The sequence below is a fragment of the Streptomyces sp. NPDC041124 genome (assembly GCF_055592385.1).
This window is the reverse complement of sequence record NZ_JBVIYR010000002.1, coordinates 737,522-753,474: the sequence shown is the minus strand read 5'-3', so window position 1 is coordinate 753,474 and position 15,953 is coordinate 737,522. Positions and strand designations below refer to the sequence as shown.

12 protein-coding genes and 2 pseudogenes are annotated in these 15,953 nt (G+C 72.6%); 3 read left to right on the top strand and 11 right to left on the bottom strand.

Going from position 1 to position 15,953, the window contains the following annotated elements; genetic code table 11:
- The first annotated feature begins 371 nt into the window (after nucleotides 1-371).
- Together ppdK and ACZ6A9_RS07870 are read left to right on the top strand one after the other, a co-directional pair.
- Nucleotides 372-3,119, top strand: coding sequence for a pyruvate, phosphate dikinase (ppdK, locus tag ACZ6A9_RS07875; RefSeq protein WP_468980390.1), 2,748 nt, complete (start codon nucleotides 372-374; stop codon nucleotides 3,117-3,119).
- A gap of 177 nt (nucleotides 3,120-3,296) precedes the next feature.
- Nucleotides 3,297-3,953 carry a hypothetical protein gene (locus tag ACZ6A9_RS07870; RefSeq protein WP_468980388.1) on the top strand — a complete coding sequence of 219 codons (657 nt, stop codon included), beginning with the start codon at nucleotides 3,297-3,299 and terminating at the stop codon, nucleotides 3,951-3,953.
- 37 nt (nucleotides 3,954-3,990) lie between these two features.
- Here the strand turns inward: ACZ6A9_RS07870 and ACZ6A9_RS07865 are convergent, their stop codons facing one another.
- The 6 genes from ACZ6A9_RS07865 to ACZ6A9_RS07840 all read right to left on the bottom strand — a co-directional run bounded on the left by ACZ6A9_RS07865 (nucleotide 3,991) and on the right by ACZ6A9_RS07840 (nucleotide 10,224).
- Nucleotides 3,991-4,425 (bottom strand): excalibur calcium-binding domain-containing protein, encoded by a 435-nt coding sequence (locus tag ACZ6A9_RS07865; RefSeq protein WP_468980385.1) that lies wholly within the window; start codon nucleotides 4,423-4,425, stop codon nucleotides 3,991-3,993.
- Nucleotides 4,426-4,573: 148 nt separating this feature from the next.
- Nucleotides 4,574-5,338: an SDR family NAD(P)-dependent oxidoreductase gene (locus tag ACZ6A9_RS07860; RefSeq protein ID WP_468980381.1), complete on the bottom strand. Its 765-nt coding sequence runs from the start codon at nucleotides 5,336-5,338 to the stop codon at nucleotides 4,574-4,576.
- 88 nt (nucleotides 5,339-5,426) lie between these two features.
- Nucleotides 5,427-6,014 (bottom strand): TetR/AcrR family transcriptional regulator, encoded by a 588-nt coding sequence (locus ACZ6A9_RS07855; RefSeq protein WP_468980379.1) that lies wholly within the window; start codon nucleotides 6,012-6,014, stop codon nucleotides 5,427-5,429.
- Nucleotides 6,015-6,062: 48 nt separating this feature from the next.
- Entirely contained in the window at nucleotides 6,063-6,413 is a 351-nt protein-coding gene (nirD, locus tag ACZ6A9_RS07850) for a nitrite reductase small subunit NirD (protein ID WP_468980376.1), read from the bottom strand.
- On the bottom strand, nucleotides 6,410-9,007 hold the full coding sequence (gene nirB, locus ACZ6A9_RS07845; protein ID WP_468980373.1) for a nitrite reductase large subunit NirB: 2,598 nt from the start codon (nucleotides 9,005-9,007) through the stop codon (nucleotides 6,410-6,412). Before nirB ends, nirD begins: the two co-directional genes overlap by 4 nt.
- Nucleotides 9,007-10,224, bottom strand: coding sequence for an NAD(P)/FAD-dependent oxidoreductase (locus ACZ6A9_RS07840; RefSeq protein ID WP_468980367.1), 1,218 nt, complete (start codon nucleotides 10,222-10,224; stop codon nucleotides 9,007-9,009). Before ACZ6A9_RS07840 ends, nirB begins: the two co-directional genes overlap by 1 nt.
- Before the next feature lie 174 nt (nucleotides 10,225-10,398).
- Between ACZ6A9_RS07840 and ACZ6A9_RS07835 the strand changes: the two genes are divergently transcribed.
- Nucleotides 10,399-11,181, top strand: coding sequence for a sulfite exporter TauE/SafE family protein (locus ACZ6A9_RS07835; RefSeq protein ID WP_468980364.1), 783 nt, complete (start codon nucleotides 10,399-10,401; stop codon nucleotides 11,179-11,181).
- Between the two features lie 137 nt (nucleotides 11,182-11,318).
- Here ACZ6A9_RS07835 and ACZ6A9_RS07830 read toward each other — a convergent pair whose 3' ends face one another.
- The 5 genes and pseudogenes from ACZ6A9_RS07830 to ACZ6A9_RS07810 all read right to left on the bottom strand — a co-directional run.
- Nucleotides 11,319-11,969: a class F sortase gene (locus ACZ6A9_RS07830; protein ID WP_468980728.1), complete on the bottom strand. Its 651-nt coding sequence runs from the start codon at nucleotides 11,967-11,969 to the stop codon at nucleotides 11,319-11,321.
- A gap of 119 nt (nucleotides 11,970-12,088) precedes the next feature.
- Entirely contained in the window at nucleotides 12,089-12,655 is a 567-nt protein-coding gene (locus ACZ6A9_RS07825) for a hypothetical protein (RefSeq protein WP_468980361.1), read from the bottom strand.
- A 297-nt stretch (nucleotides 12,656-12,952) separates the two neighbouring features.
- Nucleotides 12,953-13,387: a gamma-glutamylcyclotransferase family protein gene (locus ACZ6A9_RS07820; RefSeq protein WP_468980359.1), complete on the bottom strand. Its 435-nt coding sequence runs from the start codon at nucleotides 13,385-13,387 to the stop codon at nucleotides 12,953-12,955.
- A gap of 75 nt (nucleotides 13,388-13,462) precedes the next feature.
- Nucleotides 13,463-15,594, bottom strand: a pseudogene (locus ACZ6A9_RS07815) (molybdopterin oxidoreductase family protein).
- Nucleotides 15,595-15,703: 109 nt separating this feature from the next.
- Nucleotides 15,704-15,934, bottom strand: a pseudogene (locus tag ACZ6A9_RS07810) (DNA-binding protein); the annotation flags it as partial.
- Nucleotides 15,935-15,953 lie beyond the last annotated feature (19 nt).

The window sequence follows — 15,953 nt, the reverse complement described above, 5'->3', positions numbered from 1 at the left end:
TGAAATGCGGAGCCGTGTGGCAGCGTGATTCTCGCCACCCCTGATAGGGGTTGCGCTCAGATGAGCGGATCATGCGCGGTTGCACTTCTCAAAGGTTGGCACTCAGTGCCATCCCTTGATCGTTCATCGAGCGAAATCAGACGTGGCCACAGTCGCTCATGTGAGCGCACTGAAGCCCTGTTGGCGAGGTGATGCGTTCAAGAAGTGAAAACACTCGGCGACGATGGCTTGCCAAGCTTTGACTTTCAATCCGCTGGCGCACGAGTGGTTACGGGCGCATGACGCACAAGTGGACGTACCCAGACGCCTTTGATCTGGGTAGATTCCTCGCCGTCAGGGCAGCCACCGCGTCCTCGAGGGAGTCGAGACCCGTGTCGGAAAACAAAGATCCCCACGTAGCTCAGCCGGGCACGAGCGTTGAGGGCGTGAAGTTCGTCTACGACTTCACCGAGGGCAACAAGGACCTCAAGGACCTGCTCGGCGGCAAGGGTGCCAACCTCGCCGAGATGACCAACCTGGGCCTTCCCGTCCCGCCCGGCTTCACCATCACCACCGAGGCCTGCAAGACCTACCTCGACAGTGGCGAGGAGCCCGCGGCACTGCGTGACGAGGTGAGTGCGCACCTCGACGCCCTCGAAGCGACGATGGGCAAGAAGCTCGGCCAGGCCGACAACCCGCTTCTGGTCTCGGTCCGCTCCGGCGCCAAGTTCTCCATGCCGGGCATGATGGACACCGTCCTCAACATCGGCCTGTCGGACAAGTCCGTGCAGGGCCTGGCCAAGCAGGCCGGCGACGACCGGTTCGCGTGGGACTCCTACCGGCGCCTCATCCAGATGTTCGGCAAGACCGTCCTCGGCGTCGACGGCGAACTCTTCGAGGACGCGCTGGACGCGGCGAAGGCGGCCAAGAAGGTCACCGTCGACACCGAGCTGGAGGCCGCCGACCTCAAGAAGCTCGTCACCAAGTTCAAGAAGATCGTCAAGACCGAGGCCGGCCGGGACTTCCCCCAGGACCCGCGCGAGCAGATGGACCTCGCCATCAAGGCCGTCTTCGACTCCTGGAACGGCGACCGCGCCAAGCTCTACCGCCGCCAGGAGCGCATCCCGCACGACCTCGGCACCGCCGTCAACGTCTGCTCCATGGTCTTCGGCAACCTCGGCCCCGATTCCGGCACCGGTGTCGCCTTCACCCGCGACCCCGCCTCCGGCCACCAGGGCGTCTACGGCGACTACCTGCAGAACGCCCAGGGCGAGGACGTGGTCGCGGGCATCCGCAACACCGTGCCGCTCGCCGATCTGGAGTCGATCGACAAGAAGTCGTACGACCAGCTCATGCAGATCATGGAGACCCTGGAGAACCACTACAAGGATCTCTGCGACATCGAGTTCACCATCGAGCGCGGCCAGCTGTGGATGCTGCAGACCCGCGTCGGCAAGCGCACCGCGGGCGCGGCCTTCCGCATCGCGACCCAGCTCGTCGACCAGGGCCTGATCGACGAGGCCGAGGCGCTCTGCCGGGTCAACGGCGCCCAGCTCGCCCAGCTGATGTTCCCCCGCTTCGACGACGAGGCGAAGGTCGAGCAGGTCGGCCGCGGCATCGCCGCCTCCCCGGGCGCGGCGGTCGGCAAGGCGGTCTTCGACTCCTACACCGCCGTCAAGTGGTCCCGCTCCGGCGAGAAGGTCATCCTGATCCGCCGCGAGACCAACCCCGACGACCTGGACGGCATGATCGCGGCCGAGGGCATCCTCACCTCGCGCGGCGGCAAGACCTCCCACGCGGCCGTCGTCGCCCGCGGCATGGGCAAGACCTGCGTCTGCGGCGCGGAGGAGCTCGAGGTCGACACCAAGCGCCGCCGGATGACCGTCCCCGGCGGGCACGTGGTGGAGGAGGGCGACGTCGTCTCCATCGACGGCTCCACCGGCAAGGTGTACCTCGGTGAGGTCCCGGTCGTCCCCTCCCCGGTCGTCGAGTACTTCGAGGGCCGTATGCACCCGGGTGCCGACGACGCCGACGAGCTCGTCGAGGCCGTGCACCGGATGATGGCCTTCGCCGACCGCAAGCGCCGGCTGCGCGTGCGTGCCAACGCCGACAACGCCGAGGACGCGCTGCGCGCCCGCCGCTTCGGCGCCCAGGGCATCGGCCTGTGCCGCACCGAGCACATGTTCCTCGGCGACCGGCGCGAACTCGTCGAGCGGCTGATCCTGGCGGACACCGAGGCCGAGCGCGAGGAGTCGCTGAAGGCACTGCTTCCGCTGCAGAAGCAGGACTTCGTCGAACTGTTCGAGGCCATGGACGGTCTTCCCGTCACCATCCGCCTGCTCGACCCGCCGCTGCACGAGTTCCTGCCCGACATCACCGAACTGTCGGTCCGTGTCGCCCTCGCCGAGTCCCGGCAGGAGCCGCACGAGAACGAACTGCGCCTGCTCCAGGCCGTGCACCGGCTGCACGAGCAGAACCCGATGCTCGGTCTGCGCGGTGTCCGCCTCGGCCTGGTCATCCCCGGGCTGTTCACCATGCAGGTGCGGGCCATCGCGGAGGCCGCCGCCGAACGCAGGACCGCCAAGGGCGACCCGCGTGCGGAGATCATGATCCCGCTGGTCGGCACGGTCCAGGAGCTGGAGATCGTCCGCGAGGAGGCCGACCAGGTCATCGCGGAGGTCGAGGAGGCCACCGGCACCTCGCTCAAGCTCTCCATCGGCACGATGATCGAGCTTCCGCGCGCCGCGCTGACCGCCGGTCAGATCGCGGAGGCGGCCGAGTTCTTCTCCTTCGGCACGAACGACCTCACCCAGACGGTGTGGGGCTTCTCCCGGGACGACGTGGAGGCCAGCTTCTTCACCGCGTACCTGGAGAAGGGCATCTTCGGGGTGTCGCCGTTCGAGACGATCGACAAGGACGGCGTCGGCTCCCTGGTGAAGCTGGCCGCCAAGGCCGGCCGCGAGACCCGCCCCGACCTCAAGCTCGGCGTCTGCGGCGAGCACGGCGGCGACCCGGAGTCCGTCCACTTCTTCCACGAGGTCGGCCTGGACTACGTCTCCTGCTCCCCGTTCCGCATCCCGGTCGCCCGGCTGGAGGCCGGCCGCGCCGCGGTCACCTCGACGGGCAGCGACCACCGCTGAACCCCGGAGCCGTTGTCTGTCACCCGACCACCCTCACCGATCGGCAACGGCTCCGGATCACGAAAGGAGAGAGCGGCACCCGTGCGGGGGTGCCGCTCTCTCGCCTGTGTAGGGTCCGGTCCCGGAAGAGCCACCAGGACGCCGGCCGGAACACGGGGGGACGCAGTGCCGATACGCATGCGCAGGAGCACCATCAGACCGCTGAGCAGCATGGGCGGGTACGCCGTCGACCCGTGGCAGTCGGTGCGGCGCACGGCCGGGACGGCGGCATACGGGTGGCTCGCCGCGCTGGTCACCGCGTTCGTGTCCTACCTCGCGCTCCGCTGGGTGTGGGTGCCCATCGTCGTGGGCGTCGCTCTGTGCATGGCCTTCATCGTCATGCTCATGCTGCTGCACCGCGCCGCGTGGATCGCCCTGCTGGCCCTGGTACCCGGGCTGTTCATCCTGGTCGGGGCCGTCCAGTACGCCCCCGAGGCGGCGCTGGAGGTGCGCGGGGTGCGCGAGAGCGTGGTGATCGTCGCGGACGAGGCGACCGGGAAGGGCGGCAAGAACCACCGGTACACGCTGCGCACGGCGGACGGCGGGGAGCTGACGGAGCGGCTGACCTACAACGGTTCCGCCTGGGCCCCGAAGGTGGGCGAACGCCTCGACGTCATCCGTGACCCGGAGGGCGTGGTGCCCATGGAGCGGGCGGACGAGGTGGACGCCGCGGGGCGGCTCGGGGGACTGGGTGCCGGGCTCGTGGCGTGGACGCTCATGGCCGTGCTGGCCGGCCGGCGCGGGCACGTGCGCCGCCGGAAGGGCAAGACCGACTCCCTGCTGCTGTCCCTGTGAGCCGCGGGGAGCCGGCCGGCCGGCTCCCCGCGCCTGCTCAGCGGTTGTCGCGCCGCCGGCGGGCGGCGATCATCAGTCCGCCGCCCAGCAGCACCACGGCCGCGCCGCCCGCCGCGATGTAGGGGGTGGTGTCGCTGCCGCCGGTCTCGGCGAGGTCGGTGCCGCCGACGCTCTGCTCCTTGCCACCGGTGCTGCCCGTGCTGTCGGTGGCGTCGTCCCCGGAGTCCGTGCCGGTCTCCTCGTGCGGCACGAAGTCCGCGGGCGGCCGGTCGCAGCCCACGCCGTCGTCGTCCCGGTCGAGGTGCTTGCTGTAGTGGTCGTCGCCCTTGGCGATGTTCTTGTACCCGTTCTCGTACGCCTCGGTGCAGTTCTTGAACGGGTGGTTGCCGTCGTGCGCCACGGCGGTGGCCGGTACGGCGGCCAGCGCGAGGGCGGCGAGGAGCGCGGCGGCGGAGGTACGGAACGGAGTCATGGTGAGGAGCCCCCCAGATCGGGCGAATGCGTGTGCTCGGTACGAGGGTGCCGAAGCTACTGGGGGGCCCGTGGCGTGTGGGAGATATGGAGATGCCGTGACGAGAACGTGACGTGACCGGGGGGTGACCCTCAGCCGCACCTCGTGGTCAGGCCGTCTGGCCGCCGTCCACCACGAGGTCGGTGCCCACCACCGACGCCGCGTCGTCGGACGCCAGGTACAGCACCGCCGCCGCGATCTCCCCGACCGCCGACACGCGGCCGAGCGGCACGCCGTGCCGCATGCGCTCCGCGCGTCCGGCTTCCGTCTCGCCCGGCAGCAGTGACATGGTCGTCGCCGTGGCGCCGGGACTGACGGCGTTGATGCGGATCCCCTCCGCGATGTGGTCCAGGGCGGCGCCCCGGGTGAGCACGGAGACGGCCGCCTTGGTGGCGGCGTAGGCGGTGGAGCCCGGGCTGCGCTTGTGCGGGCCGAACGTGGAGGAGATGTTCACGATCGCGCCGCCGCCCGGCTGGGTGCGCATCTGGCGGATCTCCGCGCGCAGGGCGTTGAACACGCCGGTGACGTTGATGTCGAGCTGGCTCCGCCAGTCGTCGTCGGTGAGATCGGCAAGGGGCTGTCCGCCCCGGAAGACACCTGCGTTGTTGACCGCCACGTCCAGTGAACCGAAGTGGTCCACGGCGGCGTCCGTGACGGCCTGGACGTCCGCGGCGCGGGAGACGTCGGCGGTGACGGCCAGCGCCTTGCCGCCGGCCCGCTCGATCAGGGACACCGTCTCCTCCAGCGGCTCCGTTCGCCGTCCGGCGACGACGACGTGCGCGCCCTCCGCGGCGAAGGCGAGGGCGACGGCCCGTCCGATGCCGGAGCCGGCGCCCGTGACCAAGGTGGTGCGGTCGGTGAAACGGCTGGTCATGATCTCCCCTAATTTCTTGACCGATCGGTTCAGTATGTGGGCAGGATGCGGGGTCTGAAAGCCGCCGTCCGGCGGCCTGCCGCGTGGCTCAGTCCCCGAGCAGTGCCAGCACCTGCTCCGCCGCGTCCCTCACCCTGGCCGGGTCCGCGGACGCCTTGCCGACCACCCGCAGCCCCTGGAGCAGCACGAGCAGCGTGCGGGCGAGGGCGAGCGGATCACGGTCGGCGGGCAGCTCGCCCTGGGCCCGGGCGCGGACGAGTGCCGTGTGCAGCACGGTCTCCAGCTGGTCCCAGCTGCGCTCCACCCGCCGCGCGACGGTCGCGTCGTGCGGGGCCAGCTCGGCAGCCGTATTGGTGACGAAGCAGCCGCGCAGGCGCAGGGCCTCCTCGGTCGCCTCCGCGGCGGAACGCCGCACGAGCGCCCGCACCCCCGGCAGTACCGGCCCCGGCCGGGACAGGTCCTCCAGCAGATGCGGGAACCGTTCCCGCTCGTACTGCTCCAGTGCCTTCAGGTACAGCTCACGCTTGCTGCCGAAGGTCGCGTAGAGGCTGGCGCGCCCGATGCCGAGGTGTGTGACGAGGTCGGACATCGACGTCGCCTCGTAGCCGCGCCGCCAGAACAGCTCCAGGGCTGCCCGCAGCGCGGCGTCGGGATCGAACTCCTTGGTCCTGGCCACGCCGTGCAGCCTAGGCCTTTCTGAAACGGGCAGTCAAGAACCAGGCGGTCAGGCCGCCTTCACCTCGTACGCCGTCACCCGTACCGTCTCGTCGTCCAGGCACCGCCCCGACTCCAGGTCGAAGCGCTGCTTGAGCAGCGGGGAGGCGACGAACGGGCGGCCCCGGTGGGTGCCGGTCAGGCCCCGGGAGAGGACCGCCGCGCCGGTGAACGGGTCACGGTTGTCGATCGCGTAGAGCCGGCCGGTGCGGTCGGCGAACACGGCGGCCTGGCGGCCGTCGGGGAGCAGGGCCGCCACCCCGCGGCCCGGCAGCAGCGTGCCCAGGTCGCAGACCGTGAACCAGTCGTCCGCCAGGCGGATGCGGACCTTCAGATCGGTGGTCTCCAGCGTCAGGGTCATCGCGTGGCGCTTCCTTCCAGGACGTCGTCGGCGGGTCGCAGGCCGATGCTCAGCAGCGGCAGGTCGGGCTTCATCTGGTCGCGCTCGGGAACGAAGGCGACCACCGGGTCGGGTGTGTCGGGCGCGTTCACGAAGGACACGAACCGGGCCAGCTTCTCGGGGTCGTCGATGGTCTCGGCCCACTCGTCGCGGTAGTGGGCGACATGGGCGGCCATCAGGGCCTCCAGCTCGTCGCAGATGCCGAGGGAGTCGCGCACCACGACGTCCCGCACGTGGTCCAGGCCGCCGGGGATCCGGTCCAGCCAGACGCTGGTGCGCTCCAGGCGGTCGGCGGTGCGGATGTAGAACATCAGGAACCGGTCGATCAGCCGGATCAGTTCGGCGTCCGAGAGGTCCTGGGCGAGCAGGTCCGCATGGCGCGGAGTGGCGCCGCCGTTGCCGCCGACGTACAGGTTCCAGCCGCCCGCGGTGGCGATGACACCGAAGTCCTTCGACTGGGCCTCCGCGCACTCGCGCTGGCAGCCGGAGACCGCCGACTTCAGCTTGTGCGGGGAGCGCAGTCCCCGGTAGCGCAGCTCCAGGTCGATCGCCATGCGCACCGAGTCCTGGACGCCGTACCGGCACCAGGTCTGCCCCACACAGGACTTCACCGTGCGCAGCGACTTGCCGTAGGCGTGCCCCGACTCGAAGCCGGCGTCCACCAGCCGGGTCCAGATGAGCGGCAGCTGCTCGACGCGGGCGCCGAACATGTCGATCCGCTGACCGCCGGTGATCTTCGTGTAGAGGCCGAAGTCGCGGGCGATCTCGCCGATCACGATCAGCTTCTCGGGGGCGATCTCCCCGCCGGGGATGCGGGGCACGACCGAGTACGAGCCGTTCTTCTGCAGGTTGGCCAGGAAGTGGTCGTTGGTGTCCTGGAGGGCGGCCTGTTCGCCGTCGAGGACGTGCGTGCTCGCGCCGATCGTCGGGGCGAGGGAGGCGATGATCGAGCCGACCGTCGGCTTGCAGACCTCGCAGCCGTCACCGCCCCGGGCACCCTCCCGGCCGTGCCGGTCGAGCAGCTCCCGGAAGGAGGTGACGCGCAGCGCGAGGACGATCTCGTACAGCTCCTCGCGGGTCCGGGAGAAGCAGCCGCACAGACCCTTGTCGACCTCGACGCCGCTCGCCTCCAGTTCGGCGTTGATCAGCTGGCCCAGCACCTTGACGCAACTGCCGCACGTCGTACCGGCCTTGGTGCACTTCTTCACCTCGGGCACGGTGGTGCACCTGTGCTCGGTGACGGCCTCGCGGATCGTGCCCTTGCGGACGTTGTTGCAGGAGCAGATGATCGCGTCGTCCGGCAGCGCGGACGGACCCAGCTGGACGGGCGCCCCGGCACCGGCCGGCAGCACCAGCGACTCGGGCGGGACCGGTGGCACCGATCCGGTGAAGGCCTTCAGCGTGCCGTACGCCTCCGCGTCGCCGACCAGGACACCGCCGAGCAGCGTGCCGTCCCGGCCGACGACCAGCTTCTTGTACAGGCCCGCCCGGGAGTCGGAGTAGACGACGTCGAGGCAGTCCCCGGTGGCGCCGTGCGCGTCGCCGAAGGACGCCACGTCCACACCGAGCAGCTTCAGCTTGGTGGACAGGTCCGCTCCGGTGAACGCCGACTCCTCCCCGGCGAGGGTCGCCGCCACCGTCTCCGCCTGCTCGTAGCCGGGCGCGACCAGCCCGTACACCCGCCCGTCGGCGGCCAGCGCGCACTCGCCGATCGCGAACACGCGCGGATCGGTGACCGTGCGGCACTGCCCGTCGACCGCGATGCCGCCGCGTTCGCCGACGTCGAGGCCGCAGTCCCGGGCGAGCTGGTCGCGGGGGCGGACACCGGCGGAGAACACCACCAGGTCGGTGGCGAGTTCGGATCCGTCGGAGAGCTTCATGCCGGTGACCGCGCCGTCCTCACCGACCACGATCTCCTGCGTGCCCACCCCCGTGTGGACGGACAGGCCCATGTCCTCGATGGTGCGCAGCAGCGCCGCGCCACCGCCCTCGTCGACCTGCACCGGCATCAGCCGGGGCGCGAACTCCACGATGTGGGAGGTCAGCCCGAGACCCTTGAGCGCACCCGCCGCCTCCAGGCCGAGCAGGCCGCCGCCGACGACCGCGCCGGTCGTCGACGTCTTCGCGTACTCCTCGATCGCGAGCAGGTCCTCGATCGTGCGGTAGACGAAGCAGCCCTCGGCGTCCTGGTTCGGCACCGGCGGCACGAACGGGTAGGAGCCGGTGGCCAGCACCAGGACGTCGTAGCCGAGGACCAGTCCCGAGCGGGCGGTCACCTCGCGCGCCTCGCGGTCGACGGCCAGTGCAGGGTCGCCGACGCGCAGCTCGATGCCGTGCGCCTCGATGAACGCCGGGTCCGTCAGGGACAGGTCCTCGGGCGTCCTCCCCGAGAAGTACGAGGTGAGCTGCACCCGGTCGTAGGCCGGACGCGGCTCCTCGCACAGCACGACCACCCGGTGCGTGGCGGTCAGGCCGCGCTCGGCGAGCGCCTGAAGGAAACGCTGGCCGACCATGCCGTGGCCGATGAGCACGATGGTCGGTGTGTCCGTGGACATCAGGAGCCTCCGTCGTTGGTGAGCAGGTGGAGCAGGGGCCCGCCGGCGGACGGGAGCGGCTCTGCTCCCTCCCAGGCGCGCGCGAGGGCGCCGACGGTGCCGAGTTCGCCGACCAGGACCCCGCCGACCAGGCGGTCGTCCCGGACGACGACCTTGCGGTAGGTGCCGCGGGTGGCGTCGGTGAGCTGCACGACGTCGTCGCCCGGCAGCGCCTCGGTCTCACCGAACGCGGCGAGGTCGAGGGGCCCGGGGAGGCCGGCGAGGGTGAGCCGGGTCAGGGAGCGGGTGCCGGTGTAGCGGGCGGTGGTGTCCCCGGCGAGCAGCGCGGCGAGCGCGTCGGCCTGTTCCAGGGCCGGGGCGGCGAGCCCGTACACCGTGCCGGCGTGTTCGGCGCAGTCGCCGATCGCGTGGACGTACGGGTCGGAGGTGCGCAGCTCGTCGTCGACGACGACCCCCTTGCCGATCTTGAGTCCCGCCGCCTGCGCGAGCCCCGTGCGCGGATGCACCCCGCAGGCCAGGACCACGAGGTCGGCGTCGAGGGCGTACCCGTCGGCCATCTCCACCGAGCGGACCGCGCCGCCGGCCGAGCGCACGTCGCGCACCCGGCACTCGGTGTGCACCTCCACGCCGAGACCGGTCAGGTGGCGCCGGACGAGCGCCGAGGCGGCCGGGTCGAGCTGGCGTTCCATCAGCCGCTCGGACTGCTGGGCGAGGACGACCTGCGCGCCGCGCACGGCGAGCGCCCGGGCGGCGGAGACGCCGAGCAGTCCGCCGCCGATCACCACCGCCCGCACCCCGGGCCGTACCGCCTTGGCCAGGCCCAGGCAGTCGTCCAGGGTGCGGAAGGCGTGCACGCCCTCAGGCAGTTCGTGGTCGGCGGTGAACAGTCCGCGCAGCGCGGGGAGCACCGGGTTGGAGCCGGTGGCCAGGACCAGCCGGCCGTATCCGGTCACCGAACCGTCCGCGCAGGCGACGGTGCGGGCCGCGCGGTCGATGCCGGTGACGCGGGCCCGGGTGAGCCGCGCGGGCGCCGGGAGGGCGATCACCTCGGGGCTGTAGCGCCCGGCCAGCACCTCGGCGAGCAGCACCCTGTTGTACGGCCGGTGCTCCTCCTCGCCGATCAGCGTCACGGGCGTGCCGAGCTCGCCGAGCCGCCGGGCGAGCCGTACGCCCGCGAGGCCGGAGCCGATCACCACCACACGCTCGTTCGAGGTCATGCCGTCGAGCGTGCGGTGCGGGTGTTACCCGTCGGCATCCCCTCTGTTTCCCGCGCGGAACGCTGCCCTCAGCGGGGGAGCACGAGGGGTGTGAGGAAGCCGACCCCGGCGGCAACCTCAACAAACGCTCATCTTGATGGACGCGCCATCTATCCGGTCCCTAGGGTCACGACCATGCCCGACATCTCCCTGACCACGGTCGTTCTGCTCTGTCTGGCCGCGCTCGCCGCCGGCTGGATCGACGCCGTCGTCGGCGGAGGCGGGCTGCTGCTCCTGCCGGCCCTGCTGCTCGGGCTGCCCGCCGGCACCCCGGCCGCGCACGCCCTGGGCACCAACAAGGCGGTCGCGATCGTAGGCACGACCGGCGCCGCGGTGACCTACGCCCGCAAGGCGCCGGTCGACGTGAAGACCGCCGTGCGCATCGGTCTTGCCGCCCTCGCCGGGTCGTCGGCCGGGGCGTTCTTCGCGGCAGGGATGAGCACCGAGGTGCTGAAGCCGGTGATCATGGTGGTGCTGCTCGCCGTGGCCGCCTTCGTGATCCTGCGCCCCGCCTTCGGCACGGCTCCCGCCACCGGCCCGGCCACCCGCCGCCAGATCTTCGCCGCGATCGGCCTGGCCGGCCTCGGCATCGGTTTCTACGACGGTCTCATCGGCCCCGGCACCGGCACGTTCCTCGTGCTGGCGCTCACCGCCCTGCTCCACCTCGACCTGGTCACCGCCTCCGCCACCGCCAAGATCGTCAACTGCTGCACCAACGCCGGCGCCCTCGCCACCTTCGCCTGGCAGGGCGCGGTGCTGTGGCAGCTGGCGGCCCTGATGGCGGTGTTCAACCTGGCGGGCGGCACGCTCGGCGCCCACACGGCGCTGAAGAAGGGCAGCGGCTTCGTCCGCGTCGTCCTGCTGACGGTCGTCTTCGCCCTGGTGGCGAACCTGGCGTACGAGCAGTGGCTGGCCTGAACCGTCCGGACGCGGACCGGCGGGCACCGTCCTCCCCGTGGGCGGCAACCGAGAACCGGTCCCGAGGGAGCCGGTCCACGCACACCGAGTACTCGTCCGCGCGGTGACACGGCACGGGAGCCGTCGCCGTTCCCGGGTCAGCGGCTGCCGGTCAGGTGGGCGTAGACGACCACGTTGCCCCGGTAGCCGGTGGTGCGGGACCAGCCGCCGCCGCAGGTGATGACCCGCAGTTCGGGGCGGGCCGCCGCGCCGTACACCTTCGCGTCGGGGAAGTCCTGCGCGTCGTAGACCTCCACCGCGTCCACCGTGAACACGGCCGTCCGGCCGTCCCGCCGGTCCACCTCGACGGTGCTGCCCTTGCGCAGGGCGCCCAGCGCGTAGAAGACCGCGGGACCGTCGGCGTTGTCGACGTGGCCCGCGACGATCGCGGTGCCCCGCTCGCCGGGGGTGGTGCCGGCCTCGTACCAGCCGGCGAGGTTCTCGACGTCGGCGGGCGGCACGTCGAGGCTGCCGGTGGCGGTCAGGCCGAGACCCGTCAGGGGCGCGTCCACGTCGATCGCGGGGATGCGGACGCGCAGGGGAGGGGAGGGCGCCAGCGCCGGTGCCGGGGACCCGCCCGCGCTGCGGTCGTCGGCACCGGTGTGCGCCTGGGCGGCGGAGGGCTGCGGCGGGGGGTGCGTCCCGGTTCCGTCGCGCAGCAGCCACGTCCCCGCGCACAGGGCGAACACCGTGACGGCTGCTATCGCTGCGTTGCCCGGGCCCCCCGCCCGGTGGAACCTGCGGCGCATCACGGACCGACCTCTTCTCGAATCGGGCCCCGTACCCCCCTCCGGGCCGCGAGGGGCGTCGGACCCGGAGGGGGAGGGGACATGCGGTACCGGCGGGGACGGGCAGCGGAGGGTGCCCGTCAGATCCCGTCGCCTCTCGCCCGGCGATGCAGGAGCCAGGTACCGCCCGCGGCGGCGACGGCGAGAGCCGTCACACCGGCCGCGGTCTGTGCGGGGTCGGTGCCCAGCGCGCCACCGACCCCCGTCTTCACACTTCCCCGGGGATGCACCAGCTGTGCCTCCGGAGTCAGCGTCACCAGCAGGTCACCGGCCACCCGCCGGCCGCTCCCCGCACACGTCGCGACGATCTCGTACGTGCCCGGCTGCGCGCCCGGCGGCACCTGGAACTGCCCGATCGCGTCCCGTTCGTGGGTGCTCGGCGCGAGCGTGAACCGGCCGGCGCCGACCGCGGAGGCGTCGCCCGCGGCCGTGTCGTCACCGTCGCACGCGTCGGTGTTCACCGTGACCTGCGAGCCCGGCGCGACCGACGACGGGTACACCTCCAGGCTCCCGGCCGACGGCCCGCGGGACCCCACGGCGTACGCGGGCGGCACGGCGAGCAGCCCCGCGGTGGCCACGGCGAGCGCGGCGCCGGTCAGACCGGTCAGACCGGTGACACCGGTCAGCAGCCGGGCGGTACGTCGCATCGATGCTCCCTCGGGCTCACGAAGGGGACCCGGCCCGCGGCACCCCCATGTGCCGCCGTCGAACGCGTCCCTGCCTCTTCGAGGTAAGTGCCACCGCGTCGGTGGCGCTCCCCGAGAAGCGGCCGGAGCGGCGGCTGAACGGGTGTCGGACACCTGCGGACACGCGCTGCCCGCACCGTGTTTCAGCAGGTCACCGCAGCCGTGCCGGACGGGCGGGCGAAAGTACCCGAAGGGCGGGCGGCGCGGCGGTGAACGGGTGACCGGGGCGGGCGCGGCGGCCCGTACGGGGCCCGGTCCTCACCCCCGGCCCCGCCACTGACCGCCCCGGCCCCGCCACTCCCCGCTCCCGAGCGGCGTCCCCCGTGCCCGGAGCCGGGCGGCGACGGCGGGCGCGGCGACGTACACCCACGCCCGGACCGCCGCTCCGTCCGTGTCCCGGACGACGTCCCGCGCCACCCGCTCGTACAGGTTGCGCGGATCGCCCGGTACGAACTCCTCCAGCCGGTCCAGCCCGGCGAGCAGCGCCGGGTACGCCTCCGGCAGCGCGGTCACCAGTTCCCCGCGCACCGCGCCGTCCGGCTCCTCGACGGCGTACGGGTAGCCGGGCCCCTCGTACAGCGTCACGCCCCGCAGCCGGCCGGGCTCCTCGCCGAGGGTCCGGCCGCGCAGGAAGACGTCGTGGTTGCGCTCGCCGGGGCGGAGCGTCCCGTAGACGAAAAAGGGGAGGATCACTGGTCTCACCTGCGTGGACGGTCGGCGGCGCCCCAGCGTAGCGCCGGGACGACGGCGGACGGGACCCCCGTTCGCCTAGAGCGCCGCGCGGCCCGTTCGTTCGGCCCGCACGGTCTCCACCCGGACCGCGCACGCCTTGAACTCCGGCATGCGGGACGTCGGGTCGAGGGCGGGGTTGGTGAGGGTGTTGGCGCGGCCTTCGCCGGCCCAGTGGAACGGCATGAACACCGTGTCGGGGCGGATCGCGGTGGTGATCCGCGCCGGCGCCACCGCCCGCCCGCGCCGGGACACCACCGCCACCGGATCGCCCTCGGCGGCGCCGAGCCGCTCCGCGAGCCGGGGGTGCAGCTCCACGAACGGCCCCGGGGCGGCGGCGTTCAGCTCGTCGACGCGCCGCGTCTGGGCGCCGGACTGGTACTGCGCCACCACCCGCCCGGTGGTCAGCAGCACGGGGTACTCGTCGTCGGGCTCCTCGGCGATCGGCCGGTGCGAGACCGGTACGAACCTCGCCCGCCCGTCCTCGGTGGCGAACCGGTCGTGGAAGAGCCGGGGGGTGCCGGGGTGGACGCCGTCCTCCGGCCCGTCGGACGCCGGGCAGGGCCAGAAGACGCCGTTCTCCTCCGCCAGCCTCCGGTAGGTGATGCCGGAGTAGTCGGCGAGGCCGCCCGCGCTCGCCCGGCGCAGCTCCTCGAAGACCTCCTCGGGGTCGGTCGGGAAGCCCTTCTCCAGGTTCCGTCCGCCGCCGAGCCGCGCGGCGAGCCCGTGCAGCACCTCCAGGTCGCTGCGGACGCCGTCCGGCGGGGTGATCGCGCGCCGCCGCAGCAGCACCCGCCCCTCCAGGCTGGTCGTGGTGCCCGTCTCCTCCGCCCACTGCGTCACCGGCAGGACCACGTCGGCGAGCGCGGCCGTCTCCGACAGCACCACGTCGCACACCGCGAGGAAGTCCAGCGAGCGGATCCTTTCCTCGACGTGCGCGGCGCGGGGCGCCGACACGACCGGGTTGGACCCCATCAGCAGCAGCGCCCGGATGTCCGTGCCGAGCGCGTCGAGGAGTTCGTACGCGCTGCGCCCCGGCCCGGGCAGGGACTCGGGGGCCACCCCCCACACCCCGGCGACGTGCGCCCGCGCCGCCGGGTCGGTCAGCTTGCGGTAGCCGGGCAACTGGTCCGCCTTCTGGCCGTGTTCGCGCCCGCCCTGCCCGTTGCCCTGCCCGGTGAGGCAGCCGTACCCGGACAGCGGGCGGCCCGCCCGCCCGTCGCCAGGCACAGGTTGATCCACGCGCCCACCGTGTCGGTGCCCTTGGACTGCTGCTCGGGACCCCGCGCGGTGAGCACCATCGCCGCCTCCGGCTCACAGAACAGCCGTACGGCCTCCCGCAGCTGCGGCACGGACACACCGGTGATCCGCTCCACGTACTCCGGCCAGTGCGCCATCGCCGCCGCCCGGGTCTCCTCCCAGCCGGCCGTGCGCTCCCGGACGTAACGCTCGTCGGTGCGCCCCTCGGCGACGACGAGGTGCAGCAGGCCCAGCGCCAGCGCGAGGTCGGTGCCGGGGCGCGGGGCGAGATGCAGGTCGGCGTGCTCGGCGGTCTTGGTGCGGCGCGGGTCGACGACGATCAGCGTGCCGCCGTTCTCCCTGAGTTCGGTGAAGTAACGCAGCGACGGCGGCATGGTCTCCGCCGGGTTGGAGCCGACGAGGATCACGCAGCCGGTCCTCGGGATGTCCTCCAGCGGGAACGGCAGCCCGCGGTCCAGCCCGAACGCCGTGTTGCCGGCCGCTGCCGCCGACGACATGCAGAACCGCCCGTTGTAGTCGATCTGGGAGGTGCCCAGCACCACCCGGGCGAACTTCCCCAGGCTGTACGCCTTCTCGTTGGTCAGCCCGCCCCCGCCGAACACCCCGACCGCGTCCGCCCCGGACTCCGACCGCGTTCGCCCCAGCCCCTCGGCGACCCGCCCCAGCGCCTCGTCCCACGAGGCCGGCACCAGCGCGCCCCCCGCGTCCCGCACCAGTGGCGACGTCAGCCGCACGCTCGACGACAGCACCGCCGGAGCCGTACGTCCCTTCCCGCACAGCGCCCCCCGGTTCACCGGGAAGTCCGCGCGCTCACTCACCTCGACGGCACTCCCGTCCGGGGCCGGCGTCAGGTTCATCCCGCACTGCAGCGCGCAGTAGGGGCAGTGCGTGGGCGTCACGGTGTTCTGCATACGGCCACCCTGCGCCGCCGGTGTTACGCACCGCACCGGCCCCTGTTACACACCCGGAACGGCGACCTCCCCGCCGCCGGGCGCCCGCGGTGAGGCGCCGGGGCCCCGCTCAGACGCCGATCAGCCGGATCCGGTCACCGCACAGGCGGGCCATGTCGTCGACGTCGGACGCCAACAGGGCCACCGGGCCCGGCTGACGCAGTGCCATCTCGGCCACCGTCGCGTCGATCGCATACGTGTGCCCGTGCAGGCCCGCTGCCTTGAGCAGTTCCGCCGATGCCCTCGCCGCCTGCTCGGTCACCGGCTCGACCTTGACGCGGGACAGCGTCCACCGCAGCCGGGCCGTGCTCCTCCTGATG

Bases quoted from the DNA above. Each gene is read 5' to 3' on its own strand.
- ACZ6A9_RS07870 (WP_468980388.1), top strand. From the start codon at position 3,297: ATGCGCAGGAGCACCATCAGACCGCTGAGCAGCATGGGCGGGTACGCC.
- ACZ6A9_RS07865 (WP_468980385.1), bottom strand. From the start codon at position 4,425: ATGACTCCGTTCCGTACCTCCGCCGCCGCGCTCCTCGCCGCCCTCGCG.
- ACZ6A9_RS07860 (WP_468980381.1), bottom strand. From the start codon at position 5,338: ATGACCAGCCGTTTCACCGACCGCACCACCTTGGTCACGGGCGCCGGC.
- nirD (WP_468980376.1), bottom strand. From the start codon at position 6,413: ATGACCCTGACGCTGGAGACCACCGATCTGAAGGTCCGCATCCGCCTG.
- nirB (WP_468980373.1), bottom strand. From the start codon at position 9,007: ATGTCCACGGACACACCGACCATCGTGCTCATCGGCCACGGCATGGTC.
- ACZ6A9_RS07840 (WP_468980367.1), bottom strand. From the start codon at position 10,224: ATGACCTCGAACGAGCGTGTGGTGGTGATCGGCTCCGGCCTCGCGGGC.
- ACZ6A9_RS07835 (WP_468980364.1), top strand. From the start codon at position 10,399: ATGCCCGACATCTCCCTGACCACGGTCGTTCTGCTCTGTCTGGCCGCG.
- ACZ6A9_RS07830 (WP_468980728.1), bottom strand. From the start codon at position 11,969: ATGCGCCGCAGGTTCCACCGGGCGGGGGGCCCGGGCAACGCAGCGATA.
- ACZ6A9_RS07825 (WP_468980361.1), bottom strand. From the start codon at position 12,655: ATGCGACGTACCGCCCGGCTGCTGACCGGTGTCACCGGTCTGACCGGT.